This is a genomic window from Azospirillum agricola (assembly GCF_017876095.1).
In the GTDB taxonomy this organism is placed as follows: Bacteria; Pseudomonadota; Alphaproteobacteria; order Azospirillales; family Azospirillaceae; genus Azospirillum; species Azospirillum agricola.
On sequence record NZ_JAGINM010000003.1, the window covers coordinates 251,162 to 264,382 of the forward strand.

Annotated in this window: 8 protein-coding genes; all 8 read right to left on the bottom strand. The window is 72.8% G+C overall.

Annotated elements, in window-relative coordinates; all coding sequences use genetic code 11:
• Positions 1-365: 365 nt before the first annotated feature.
• The 8 genes from J2847_RS34520 to J2847_RS05515 all read right to left on the bottom strand — a co-directional run bounded on the left by J2847_RS34520 (position 366) and on the right by J2847_RS05515 (position 13,047).
• The gene (locus J2847_RS34520; protein ID WP_267912492.1) at positions 366-3,683 is read right to left on the bottom strand and encodes a type VI secretion system protein; all 3,318 of its coding nucleotides are present in this window, start codon (positions 3,681-3,683) and stop codon (positions 366-368) included.
• Positions 3,671-4,399, bottom strand: a complete 729-nt coding sequence (locus J2847_RS05485; protein ID WP_209777748.1) for a DotU family type IV/VI secretion system protein — start codon at positions 4,397-4,399, stop codon at positions 3,671-3,673. The genes J2847_RS34520 and J2847_RS05485 overlap by 13 nt, the downstream gene beginning before the upstream one ends.
• A complete protein-coding gene (locus tag J2847_RS05490) occupies positions 4,396-4,878 on the bottom strand; it encodes a hypothetical protein (RefSeq protein ID WP_209777749.1) in 483 nt (160 codons plus the stop codon). Before J2847_RS05490 ends, J2847_RS05485 begins: the two co-directional genes overlap by 4 nt.
• A 2-nt stretch (positions 4,879-4,880) precedes the next feature.
• Positions 4,881-5,288 carry a hypothetical protein gene (locus J2847_RS05495; protein ID WP_209777751.1) on the bottom strand — a complete coding sequence of 136 codons (408 nt, stop codon included), beginning with the start codon at positions 5,286-5,288 and terminating at the stop codon, positions 4,881-4,883.
• Between the two features lie 14 nt (positions 5,289-5,302).
• Positions 5,303-8,413, bottom strand: a complete 3,111-nt coding sequence (locus tag J2847_RS05500) for an ABC transporter substrate-binding protein (RefSeq protein WP_209777753.1) — start codon at positions 8,411-8,413, stop codon at positions 5,303-5,305.
• 229 nt (positions 8,414-8,642) lie between these two features.
• Positions 8,643-10,019 (bottom strand): HlyD family type I secretion periplasmic adaptor subunit, encoded by a 1,377-nt coding sequence (locus tag J2847_RS05505; protein WP_209777754.1) that lies wholly within the window; start codon positions 10,017-10,019, stop codon positions 8,643-8,645.
• Positions 10,016-11,695: a peptidase domain-containing ABC transporter gene (locus J2847_RS05510; RefSeq protein ID WP_209777756.1), complete on the bottom strand. Its 1,680-nt coding sequence runs from the start codon at positions 11,693-11,695 to the stop codon at positions 10,016-10,018. Before J2847_RS05510 ends, J2847_RS05505 begins: the two co-directional genes overlap by 4 nt.
• Positions 11,692-13,047 carry a TolC family protein gene (locus J2847_RS05515; RefSeq protein WP_233474303.1) on the bottom strand — a complete coding sequence of 452 codons (1,356 nt, stop codon included), beginning with the start codon at positions 13,045-13,047 and terminating at the stop codon, positions 11,692-11,694. Before J2847_RS05515 ends, J2847_RS05510 begins: the two co-directional genes overlap by 4 nt.
• Positions 13,048-13,221: the final 174 nt, after the last annotated feature.

Here is a 13,221-nt window from a genome sequence, read left to right on the forward strand (position 1 = left end):
TGTGTCATGCCGGTGGAAGTCAAAGCTCGAAGCACACCTTTCGGAATGCCCTGGCCAGGAACGTGGGGCGTTCCAGGCGAAGAAGAGCGCCAAATGTCAATTTTCTGTCGACTGATTGGCAAAGGAATGACGTCTGCCGCAGGTTGGCGGCCCCAATATTCGTTGCATTCTGGATTGCCGTACGCCGGGCGTATCAATTCCGCCGACGCTCTCAAAACAGTATCACCGTGATACGTTTCGATCGCTTAACAACAGATTAAATTCCTCTCAGGGTTAACGCAACCTCTTGTGACCGTTGTTGTTTGTTGTGACGAATTGTAACGCTTAAATATATTTTCCTTCCGTCTAAGAAAATTTCCCGACTTTTACTGGGGGAAACGGATCGGCAGATCGGGAAGGCGCAGCGGGGCGCTTCCGCGCGCGCCGGCCCGCACCGAGGCGGCGATGAACAGCACGGTGTCGCGCGCCGGCTCGCCGCCGATGGTCTGGGTGGGCAGGGCGATGCGCAGGACACCGCCGGACCCGGAGGCGCCGGCGGCGCCGCCCTCTCCGCCGGCCGTCCCGCGACCCTTCAGCAGGCGCAGCAGGGCCCAGGGGCCGCGCTCCACCATGGTCACGGTGTCGCCGGCCGCCGCCTCGGCCGCGCTGGCCGCCGCGCTCTTCGGGCGGTAGGGCGAACCGGCGGCCCAGCGGAAGCTCAGCATCAGCGGCTGTCCGACCTTCCAGAGCAGCGGCTCGGCGCCGGTGCCGGTCCCGACCGAGCTGGTGCCGGAGCGGGCCGACCAGTCGATGATGTGCTCGGCTCCGATTTCGCGCGCCCGGTTGACGCCGTAGGTGAGGTCGACGCTCATCACCGCCGAGCGGGCGACCGCCTCCATCAGCGGCCGCGCCGCCTCCATCCGTTCCAGGAAGGCGGCGAGTTCGGGGGAGGCGCCGCGCGTGACGGCGGCCCGGTTCTCGTCGAGCGTCTGGTAGAAGCGGCGGACGTCCTGCGGATCCGCGTCCGGCGCGCTGCGCGCCAGATCCGGGCGCACGAAGGGGAAGCGGCCGGCCAACGTCTGCGAGAAGCTCGCCGCCAGCTTCGCCACGGCGGCGGAATTGTCCGGAACGGCCGGCGGCGGAGGCGCCGCCGTGACCGTCGTCGTCGTCGTCGGCGGCGGCGGCGGCGGCCCGGCCGGTGCCGGTGCCGGTGCCGGTGCGGGGGGTGGGGCCTCCGCCACGGGCGCGGGCCGGGGAGGCTCGGGCCTGATCGGCTCGGGCTTGGCTGGCTCCGGCTTGGCCGGTTCGGGTTTGGCGGCCTCGGGCTTGGCGTCCACCGTACGGGCCGGTTCGGGCTTGGCTCCGCCCGTCTCGGGCGGCGGGGGCTGGGTCGCTGGGGCCGCTGGGGCGGGCGGGAGGGTGGCGGCCATCCGCTCCGGCAGCGCGTCGATCCCCGGCGCCAGCGTCGGCGTGCCGCCGTCGTCCGGTGCCAGCAGGATGCGGCCGACCGTCGGGGCCTCCAGGGCGAGCGCCTCGGCGCGCGCGGCGGTGGCGGCGGCGGTCAGCGCCTCGCCGATGCGGGCGGCGGCGTCGCGGCCCGGCAGCTCGGCCACCGACGCCTTTTCCAGCGCCAGCTTGATGCTGTCCGGCAGGCCGTGCGCCGGAGTCCGCAATGCCGCCGCGATCGGCCAGCCCGCCGCTTCGGTCACCGCGTCGACAAGGCGGCGAAGCTCCACGACGTCGTCGCCCGACGGGGGTTCGGGCGGGTTGGCGAGGCGCTCGGCCAGGGCCTTGGCCCGCGCCAGCAGGGGGTTGCGGGCGTAGAGATCCTCGGCCAGCGGAGTGGCGAGCTGGACGGATTCCGCGCGCACCGCCGCCGCGATGGTCCGGGCGTCGAGGTTCGGCAGGTCGGCGCCGGCGGCGATGCGGGTGATGAAGCCGTCGGTCGCCTTGACCGGCGGCTTGACCACGCCGTCGAACACGCTGGCCGACAGGAGGTACAACTCGTCGGCCCCGCTCGACTGGCGGAAACGCTGGTAGCGTTCCAGCGCGTCGCGCCGGCCGGCGACGCGGTCGAGCTGGCCGACGAGCCGGCGGAAGCTCGGCAGATCCTCGGGCCGGCGCGGGTTGACCGCCGGCGGCAGGTCGGCCAGCGTGCCGCTGGGCAGCAGCGCGTCGCGGATCGGGCGCAGCACGGCGCGGCGCACCGTGACCGAGGCGAGGCGCCGCTTGTCCTCGTCGAAACCGCCGAGCAGCGAGGTCGGCAGCAGCGGCGTGGCGAGGCGGTCGCGCTCCATCAGCCCGGTGGCGGCGATCACCTGGGACACCATCTCCCCGTTCACGCCGTCGCGCGACAGCAGCGCCCGGCGCAGGTCGCCGACGCCCGAGGCGACCGCCGGGACGCCGGCCGACACCCCGGCCGCGCCCTGCCACGCGACGACCGACAGGCCGATGACCGAGGCCGCCAGCGCGCCCTGGGCCTGCCGGCGGCGCGTCCGGGCGCGGCGGTAGGCGGCGTCGGTGGGACGGCCGTAGCCGGCCTCGGCGAAGGCGCGTCCGGGCAGCAGGTCGCGGGCGAAGACCGGGCGGCGCCCGCCGATCGGCGGCGTGTGCGCGCCGGTCAGCGCGATGCCGCGCAGCGGGAAGGGCTCGTCCTCCTCATCGCCGCCCAGCGCGCCGTCGAGGAAGAGGGCCAACGGGTGGCGCAGCGCTTCCAGGCTCGCCGGCAGCAGCGGCAGGCGCGGTGCCGCGGTGCCGGCGGCCAACGCGTCGGCCTCCAGAAGGCTCAGGTCGCCGCGCAGGGAATCGAACGCCTCGTCGACCGTGCGCGGGTCGAAGGGCAGCGTCCAGTCCCACGGGTTGGTCCAGCCGAGCACGCTGTCCAGCATGGCGGCGGGCACGGCGGCGCACAGCTCGGCGAAGCCATCCAGCGCCTCGGCGCGGACCACCACGACATGCACCGGGCAGACGATGCCGAGGTCGTCGCGCAGCGTGCGCAGGCGGGCGCGCAGGGCGGCGCCGCGCTTGGCCAGCGCGTTGCGCGGACCCTCGCGCTCGGCGGCGGCGCGCAGCTCGTCGGCCCCGACCATCAGCAGGACGCCGTCGAGCGGCCGGCGCATCGGCCGGGCGCGCATCGCCTTGACCAGCGTCGGCCAGGACTCGCTCAGCCGCGACCCGTCCGCGGAATCGGCGCCGGCGTGCAGGATCGCCGCGCCCTCGCAGAACCACCAGCAGCCGGTCTCGCCGTTGCCCTCTTCCGGCCAGCGGACGTGGGTCGGATCGGTGGCGAGCAGCGCCGGCCCGCCGACCCCGAAGGCGAGGAACCACGGGATGTCGCCGCGCTTCAACGGGCCGCGCATCTGACGGGTCAGGATGTCCAGCCCCTCGTTGTAGACTCGGGCGAGCGGCGGCGCGCTGGCGGTGGCGCGCGACGGTGGCGGCGCCTCCGCCCGGACGCGCAGGGGGGCCGCCGGCCGGGCCTTGCGCTGCGGTGTCTTCCTGCGGGCCGCCGGGGCCTTCTTGCGGCGGAAGCGGGCCAGCCGGGGCCAGACCGCGCGGCCGGCGCGGTAGAGGATATAGAGCGGCAGCGCCGCGAGCGCGTAGGGCAGCAGCGGCAGGACGTAGGAGAGGGACGAGAAGACGGCGGCGATCGCCGACCCGATGGTGGAGAGCACCAGCTCCAGCGTGAGGATCAGTAGGACCATGACAGACCCATGTCCTCCACCGCGGCGCGGGCGCCGCGCAGGTCGCGTTGAATGGTGTCGACCATGCCGGCCCACAGCAGGTGGGACACCAGCAGGAACAGCGCCACGCTGCCGCCCACCGCCCACCACCAGCGTTTCGCCTCCGGCCGGGCGTAGCCGGGCACGGCGCCCCCGGCGGGCTCGGCGGCGCGCGGGCTGGCGAGGCGGGTTTCCGTCCGCTCGCCGGCGACGGCGCGGTGGAGCGGGGGGCGCCGCGCCGACGCCTCGGCGTCCTCGGGGAAGCCCAGCGACAGCACGGCGAGATAGACGGCGGCGAGGTCGCGGTCGGCCTTGGCGCCCTGGCGGATCAGGTCGTCGGCCTGGACGAGCAGGGTCTGCATCGTCGCGTTGGCGCCGAACAGCCGGGCGGCGATCACGGCGTCGGCCGGCCTCGTCTGGGCCAGCGCGCGGTCGGCCAGCATCGCCATGGCGAAGACCGCCTTCACCACCGTGCCGTGGGCGGCGGGGCCCCGCGAGGCCGCCGCCTCGCTCATGGCGTGCAGGGTCGCGACGAGGCGTTCGGCCGCCGTCCCGTTCGGCCCAACGCCCGGCCCTGCCGCGACCTGCGGCTCGGCGCAGGCCGCGAGCAGGTCGGTGTGGAAGGCGCGGAACAGCGTCATGGTTCCGGAGACCGCGTCCTTGCGGACGGGGGAGAGGACCGGGGCGGTGGCGTTCATTGCGGCGCCCCTCCTTCGAGCGGGCCGGCGGTGAAGCCGTCGCGCTGGAGCTGGACGTCGAGCGCGGTGGCGCCCGCCACCGACCGGCGGTGCGCGCCCGACGTGGCGTAGAGCGCGTAGACGATGGTTTCGACCGGCGTGGCGGCGAAGGGCGGCAGGCTGTGCAGCAGCACGCTCTGGCCCGGCACCATCTCCCACGAGGCGATGGCGATCCGGCCGGCGGCCTCGAGGCGCAGCGCGGCGCGGCCGCGGAACCATGCGGCGGCGTCGAGCCCGTCGAGCCGGCGGGCGAGCGCCGGGTCGGCGACCCGCACCACGTCGACCGCGACCGGCCGGCGCCCGTTGGCGTCGGGGTCGGCGGCGATGCGCAGCACCGGGGCGCCGGCCGTCTCCGTGGCGGAACCGGCGGGGCTGCCGGCGGAATTCCCCATGGCGCAGCCGCCGAGCAGCAGCGCGAGAAGCATCGCGGCTCGCTTCATCCTCAGCCTCCCGCGCCGGGGGCGGATTCGCCGGCGCAGACATAGCCGGCCGGCGTGTGGCGGTACCAGTTGCCGGCCGCGTCGGCGCAGGGCGCCAGCACGCGGTCGTTGCGCTGGGGCGCCGCCGGGGCCGCGTCGCCGCTGGCCCCCCCGTCGCCGGTCCCGCCGAGCACCGGGCGGTTGGCGAGGGTGAAGCTCTCCCCGTCGTCCTCGACGATCATCACGTAGCGGGCGCGCTTGGACGGGTAGCGGATGCCGATGTCGTACTCGCCGTCGGCGACCCGCTCCAGGATCGCGGCGGAGTTGGTCGAGCCCAACTGCGCGCAGCCGGAGCCGGCCAGCAGGACCGGCAGCAGCGCGGCGGCGGCGAGCAGCGCGCGGGTGGGGCGGCGGTTCGTGGACCGGTTCATGGGCATGCTCCTGCTCAGGCCGGGATCGCGGCCGGCTGGCCGGCGGCGGGCTGGGTGGCGGCGATGACGGCGCCGCCGCCCTCCATCAGGTCGGGCGGGGTCGGGTCGATGCCGGCCTCGGCCAGCGCCTGGTAGACGGAGCGCCAGACCAGCTCCGGCACCGCGAAGGTGGCGTCGTGGTCCTTGACCCAGAAGAACAGGTTGTACTTGCACAGCCATTGGCCGTTGACGCCGCGGAACCCGTCGTAGCGGACGAAGGGCAGGCCGCCGGTGGCGCTCGACATCACCTTGTCGGCGGCGCGCAGCGCGTTGGTCAGCAGCCCGCCCATGCGGCCGGGGTCGTGGCTGGCGTCGGCGAAATACTCCAGCTTCATCGCCACCCGCTCGACCGAGCTGAAGTTGATCACCGTCGCCTCCGACACCTTGGCGTTGGGCATGGCGACGATGTAGCCGGCGACGTTGCGCACCCGCACCGTCCGCCACGTCATGTCCACCACCACGCCGCGCACGAGGTCGGTGATCTGGATGGTGTCGCCGATCTGGAACGGCCGCTCGATGTTCAGGATGATGCCGGAGAAGACGTTGGCGATGTTCGCCTGGATCGCGAGGCCGATGACCATGCCGACGATGCCGGACGCCGCCAGCAGGCTGGTGATCGGCTGCTTCAGCACGAAGGCGATGATGCCGCAGCCGGCGAAGCCGAAGATCACCAGGGTGGAGAAGCGGCGGACGATGCCGGGGATCTTGCGCTGGGTGCGGATCTCCAGCGGCGTCCAGACGAAGCGCTCCAGCGTGCGGTCGAGCAGGATGGCCGGCACGATCCACCACAGCACCTCGAACCCGTTCACCACCATGGCGATGCCGCTGGCCGGCAGCGCCGCCACCGCCTGCTCCAGCGCGATGTTGCCGACCGCCATCAGCAGCAGCGGCCAGGACAGGATGCGCATGAACAGCGTCTGGATCTTCCAGAACTGGCCACGGTCGCGCCGGTCCATCACGGCGGCAAAGACCGCCAGCACCAGGCTGAAGATGGCGATGTAGACGAAGAAGTCGCGGTGGATGAAGTCGCGCGCCGCCGGGGCGTCGGGCGTCACCACCACGCCGAAATCGACGCGCGAGAAGTCGGGCTGCGGCCGGCCGAAGCCGACGTAATTGGGGTCGCCCTCGCTGCCCACCGTGGTGACGTCCTGGGCGATCCAGGCGCGCGACAGCCGCCAGCCGGGCGACGGCGCCAGCACCCGCTTGGCGCGCAGCTGGTCGAGCAGGGTGGAGCCTTCGCTCTCGCCCTCCAGCGCGCGGTGCAGGCGGTCGGACAGGCTGGCCTCGGCGACCGACGCGGTCTCCGCCGCCGCCATCGCTTTCAGCTTCTCGACGAAATCGTTGGTGTCGACCAGCGACATGCCGAGCACGTCGGTGACGAACATCACGTTGTTGCGGTTCTGCGTCCGGTGGCGGAAGCTGACGCCGACCGCGTGGCTGCCGTAGGGCGGCCGCTGGTCGGAGAAGTCGAGCGCGAAGCGGCCCTCGATCTTGTAGGCGACGTAGGTGGTGACCTCGCCCTTCTCCTCGCGGTAGGGCTTGCCCAGCTCGATCGGCTTGACCGCGTTGGTGAACACCACGTCGGCCGGGTTGAAGGCGCCGCGATAACGGAACCAGACCGTCAGGTTCAGCGTCGCCTCGTTCCTGTCCGGGCTGAGGTCGCGCACCTCGTGGAGCTGGACGCCGGTGTAGATGACGTCCGTCTTGTACATGAAGCGGTCGTTTACGTAGAGCGCCCGGCCGCGCGTGACCTCCTCCAGGAAGTTGGAGACGCCGGCCTCGCGGATCGGCTGGAGCTGGGTCAGCGCCGCCACCGGGTTCAGGCCGTTGTAGGTCGCCATCATCACCGGCAGCGTCGCCTGTCCCTTCGCGTCGAAGGTCCAGGTGCCGACGCTGCCCTGGAAGGCGGTCTCGCCACGGTCGTGGTCAGCGATGGCGCGGCGCAGCGCCTCGCCGTCGGGCTTGTCGCTGGCCGGCTTGGCGGTGTCGGGCAGGGTCCTGGCGATGGCGGTGGCGATCAGGTCCACGCCGTCGCCCGCCAGCGCCGCCGCCCAGTCGGGCACCGCGTTGTAGCGCTTGACGTATTGCCCGTAGAAGCGCTGCGCGCGTTCGTTGGCGGTGTCGAACAGCACGGGAGAGGAGGTCAGAAGGCCGTGGCCGTAGGCTTCCGGCGACAGGGCCTTGGGGTTGGATTGGGCCTGGGCGACGATCTCGGTGCGGAAGGCGGCCGTCGCCATTTCCGAGGTGCCGGCGATCAGGTTGCGCACCCCGGCGTCGCGCAGCGCCGCGACGACGCGGGCGCTGTCCACCGCCGAGCCGATGACGACGACGGCGCCGGTCGGCATCCGCTCCTTGACCGACTGGGCGAGCGCCGGCAGGGCGCCGGCCCCACCGCGGCCCGGCGCGTAGCTCCACTGGTTGACCAGCTTGGTGCCGAAGCGCTGGAGGATGGTGTCGAACTGCCCGGCGAGCGTGGCGGCCTGCTCGCTGTCCTCGCGGACGATGGCGACGGTCGGCTCGCCGACCACGTTGCGGACGTAGTTGGCGAGGAAGCGCGTCTCGTTGCTGCGGTCGAGGTTGATGCTGAACAGCCAGGGGCTGGGAGCGTTGTCGGCCGGGCGGACCAGCGGGCGCGGCGCGATCAGCGGGATCCTGCGCTGGGCGTAGATCGCGGTGGCGCTGTCGGCGGCGTCGGGGCTGTGGCCGATGACGGCGATGACCGAGGGATCGGTGGCGATGCGCCGGGCGATCTCCAGCGACTTGGCCTTGTCGCCCTCGTCGTCGAAGGGCTTGATCAGGACCGGCCGGTCGCCGATGCCGCCGGCCGCGTTGATGGCGTCGGCGCGCAGCGCCGCCCCCTTGCGCAGAGCCAGACCGAGGGCCGCGTCCGGGCCGCTGAGCGGGCCGACGACAGCGATGGCCAGCGGCTCACGGCTGCGCTCGCCGAGGAATCCGGCGCGCACGACCAGCGACACCAGCACCGTGACGAGCAGCGCCGAGGCCAGGATCAGCGCGAAACGCGCTTTCTTGGTCAGGTGCGACCAGCTCAGCGGCCGACGGGAGCGGGGCTGGAGCGAGCTCAGCATGGGGTGGGCCTCTTGCGGTCCGGATGGGGGATGTGGGTGTGAAGCTCCCTCTCCCGCCCCGGGAGAGGGAAGGGGCCCGCGGCGAAGCCGTGGGAAGGGTGAGGGGTGAGCGGGGCATGGATCGGGTCGCACGCCCGACAGCCCCTCACCCTCCCCACGCTTCGCGCGGGTCCCCTCCCTCTCCCGGGGCGGGAGAGGGCCAGAGTGGCGGGAATTGCAAAGGCCATCCTCACCGCTCCTGCATGGCGTTTTGCAGGCCGTTCAGCACCGGCGAGAACACGTAGTCGAGGATCGTCCGCCGCCCGGTCAGGATGCTGCACGTCACCCGCACGCCGGGGAACAGCTCGTAGGTCTTGCCGGCGTAGTCGAAGCGCGTCACCGGCAGCTCGACGCGGACCTTGTAGTAGGACTGCTTGTTGGCATCGAGCAGCGTGTCGGGGCTGATCGTCCGCACATGGCCCTCGATGTGGCCGAAGCGCGAGGCGTCGCCGCCGGCCAGCGTCACCACCACCGGCTGGTCGGCGCGGACATAGCCGATGTCCTGCACCGGCAACCGCGCGTCCACCACCAGCTTGCCGTCGCGCGGCACCAGTTCCACCACCGTCTCGCCGGCCTTGACCACGGCGCCCTTGGTGGAGACCGCCAGCGTCTTGACGATGCCGTCCATCGGCGCCCGCATCGTGCTGCGGTCGAGGCTGTCCTGGTAGCGGGTCAGCCGCTGCGACAGCTCGGCGTGGTTGCGCCGCGCCTCGTCGAGCGCGTTGCGGCTCTCCTCCTCGTACTTGCGGCCGATCCACACCAGCTTGCCGCGCGATTCGGCGAGCGCCGCTTCGGCCTGCGCCATCGTCGCGCGGTCCTCGGCGATGGCGCCGGTGATGCGGGCGTCGTCGCGCAGCAGCTCCAGATGCTTCATGCGGTTGGTGATCTCGCGCCGCAGCAGCGTCTCGCTGATCTCCAGCTGCTCGCGGATCAGCCCCTGCGCCACCTGCGAGCCGACGATGCGCGCCTTGACGGCGGCCATCTGCTGCTCGCGCTGGACGCTGTCCTGGCGCTGGATCTCGATGTCGGAGGCCAGCCGGTCGCGGCGGGCGCGGAACAGGTCGCGGGTCTGCGCCACCAGATCCGGCCGCTCGCGGACGAGAGCGTCCGGGAAGGTGATGGACTCGCGGCGCGCCACCTCGGCTTCCAGCCGGGCGATGTCGGCGGCGAGCGAGCCGAGGCGCAGCCGCAGCTCCTCCAGGTCGGCGCGGGTCTTGGTCTGGTCCAGCTCGACCAGCACCTGACCGGCCTTCACCGAATCGCCCTCCTGCACCAGGATGTCGCGGACGATGCCGCCCTCGAAATGCTGGACCGACTGGTTGTAGGCGAGCGGCACCACGTCGCCGGGGGCGCTGCTGGTGACGTTCAGCTCGGCGATCGAGGCCCAGCCGACGGCGGCGAACAGGGCGGCGGCGGCGACCGCGAACAGCCCGTCGCCGAAGCGGCCCTCCGCCTCGTCGGAAACGACCGCCGCCGCCGGCAGGGCCGGGGCGGCGGCGACGGGGCCGACGGGCAGCGCCGGGCCGGCGGCGACCGGCTTGCGGGTCAGCATGGGCAACGGCTTCATGACGCCACCATCCCGGCCGCGTCGCGCACCTGCGCCGCACCCGGCGGTTGATCGAGGTCGAGCACCAGCGTGGCGCCCTGGAGGATGCGCGGATCGTGCGAGGCGATGACCACCGTGTGACCGCTGCGCGCCAGTTCGATCAGCGTGCGGTAGACGGTGGCGGTGCCCTCGGAATCCAACCCGTCGGTCGGCTCGTCGAGCAGGATCAGCCGGCCGCCGACCGCCAGCGCGCGGGCCAGCGCCAGCCGGCGGCGGTGGCCGATCGGCAGCTCGTGCCCGAAGTTGCGCAGCGGCGTGTCGAGCCCCTGGGCGCAGTCGGCCACCGTGCGGTCGGCCCCGGCGCGATGCAGCACGGCGTGCAGCTCCGTCTCCGACAGGCGCGGGTTGGCGAGCAGCAGGTTGTCGCGGATGCTGCGGTTGAGGAAGGTCGGCTCCTGCGGCAACATCCCGATCTGCTGGCGCCACCAGGAGGGGGCGAACTTGCGGACGTCCACCCCGTCGGCCAGCACGGCGCCCTCCTGCGGATCGGCGAGCCCGGCGATCAGCCGCAGCAGCGTCGATTTGCCCGAGCCGTTGCGCCCCTTCAGCACCAGGATGTTGCCGGCGGGCAGCGACAGGTTCAGCCGGCGCAGCAGCGGCGTGACGCCGCCCGGCGGGGTGTAGGTGAGGTCGCGCAGCTCCAGCGTGCCGGCGTAGCGCGGCAGGGTCGTGCCGGTCGGCGGCTCGACGGCGGTGCGGGCGAACTGCTCCAGCCGGGCCTGCGCCTGCCGGGCCATCGCCCAGGATTCACCGATCTGCGCCAGCCGGGTGAAGGGGGCGAGCGCGCGGCCGACCAGCAGATTGACGCCGATCAGCGAGCCGACGTCCAGCTCGCCGCGCACGACCAGCACCGCACCGGTGGCGATCACCGCGACGCCCTGCAACGCCTGGAGGCTTTGCGCCGCCGACTGGGCGCGGCCCTGGCGCATCGACATGCGCTCGCGCAGGGTGCGCAGCGCCTTGGCGGCGCGCTGCCAGTCGCCGAGCAGCGGCTTGGCGCCGCCGAACAGCGCCACCGCGTCGCGCCCGACCAGAGCCGAAGTGACGAGGCCCTGGGCGTCGGCCCCGGCCTGGGCGAGGTCGCGGCCGACCGCCCGCATGTCGGACTGGGCCAACAGACCGGCGCCGATCGACAGCAGGGTGAAGACCACGCAGATCAGCGCCAGCGGCCAGGAGATCAGCGCCACCACCAGCACGAAGCCGAGCGCGAAGGGCAGATCGAACAGCGTCGCCAGATTGGCCGAGCCGAAGGCGGCGTCGATCTGGTCGGGCGCCCGCATCGCCTCGCGGCGGGCGGCGTCGCCCTCGGCCGAGCCGGCGCCGCTGCGCGCGGTGAGCAGGATGCCGAAGGCGCCGGTCGCCATCCGCTCATGCTCGGAACGGCCGATGCGGCCGGCGATGCGCAGGCGGACGTGGCGGAACAGATGCTCGAAGGCGATCGACAGCACGACGCCGACGGTCAGCGCCGCCAGCGTGGAATCGACGCCGTGCGTCACGTACCGGTTCAGCACCAGCATCGTGTAGAAGGAGGAGGCGAGCCCCAGCAGGTTGGCCGCCAGCGACGCCGCGAAGACGCGCCCGGTCAGCCGCAGGTTGGAGCGCAGCCGCAGGGCGAGCAGCCCGATGGCGCCGGTCATGGCTGTCTCCCGGTGCCGCGCCGGCGGTTGCCGTTGTTGGTCGGCGGGGGTGGTTCCGGCTTGTCGGGCGCGAAGCCGCCGCGTCCCATCGCCGCCAGCCGGGGCATCGGCTTGGTCTGGATGTCGGCGGCGCTCAGCCGGCCCATCGCCGCCAGCAGCCGGTAGCCGGCCAGCACCAGCTCGGTCTCCGCCGCCGCCGCGTCGCTGCGCGCGTTGATCAGCGTCGTCTCGCCCGACAGGATGTCGATCAGCGAGCGGGTGCCCAGCTCGCGTTCGGCCCGCGCCACGTCGAGGAAGCCGGCGGCGAGGCTCGCCTGGTCGTTCAGCAGCTGCACCTGGGCGCGGGCGCTCTCCAGCCGGTTCCAGCTGTTGCGCACCGTCTCCAGCACCGTGCGCTCCTGGTCGGCCCAGGTGGCGTCGGCGGCGCGCAGGTCGGATTCGGCGAGCCGCACGCTGTTGAGCGCGGTCAGGCCGGTGTTGAAGGAGAAGGTGACCTGGAGCTTGAACAGCAGTTCGTTCTGGATGCCGGGCTGGCCGGCGACGTCGCGCTTGTGGTTGCGCTCGACGAAGCCCTCGATGCGCGGGTAGAGGGTGCGGCCGCGCACCGCCGTCACCGCCTCCTGCGCGGCGGCGGTGGTCAGCGCCAGTTCCTGAAGGCGGGGGTTGTGGCGCCGGGCCTCCTCCACCGCGGCACCGATGCTCGGCGGCAGGGCGGCGCGGGCCATCGCCAGCGTCTCGGCGCCGTCCAGCCGGAAGGCGACATGGCCGAAATAGGCCTGGAAACGGCTCAGCGCGTTCTGCATCCCTTCTTCCGCCGCGACGCGGCGGGCCTGGGCGCCGGCGAGCTGGCTCTTGGCCTGCAACACGTCGGTGGAGAAGCCGAAGCCCTCCTGGAGCCGCACCTCCTCCAGCCCGGTCTGGCGGCGGATGTTCTCCTCCGACTGGCGGGCGAAGCCGAGAAGCTGGTGGGCGCGGACGAGGTTGGCGTAGGCGGTCAGCCCCTCGACCAGCAGTTCCTGCCGGGTGCGCTCGACCGCGATGTCGGCGCGCACCACCGACACCTGGGAGCGGCGGATGTCGGCGTTGGTGGCGTCGAAGTCCCAGATGAGCTGCGTCGCCCGCACCGAGAGCTGGGCGGCGTTCAGGTCGGTGTTGGGCAGCCCGGCCGGCTTGGTGGTGGTCTCGCGCCCGCCGTTGGCCGACAGGCTCAGCGTCGGGTACCAGCCGCCATGGCTGACGCGCAGCGCGTTGCGCGCGGACTCGGCGGTGGCCTGCACCCCTTGCAGGCGGTCGTGGGTCTCCGTAGCCTTGGTGATCAGCGACACGACCTCGTCGCGCGGGGCGGCAATCAAGGGTTGTATCGCGACGGCAAGCAGAGGAAGCGTGACCGCAGCCAGAAGGGAGAGCTTGTGCATGGAGGCCCTGGGTTTCACCGTCGGCGTACGCTGTGTGGGGTGCCGCGATCGCGACCATAGCCGACGATATAGACCGTCATTTAAGACAAATCGGTGTCTTGATATCTAGGG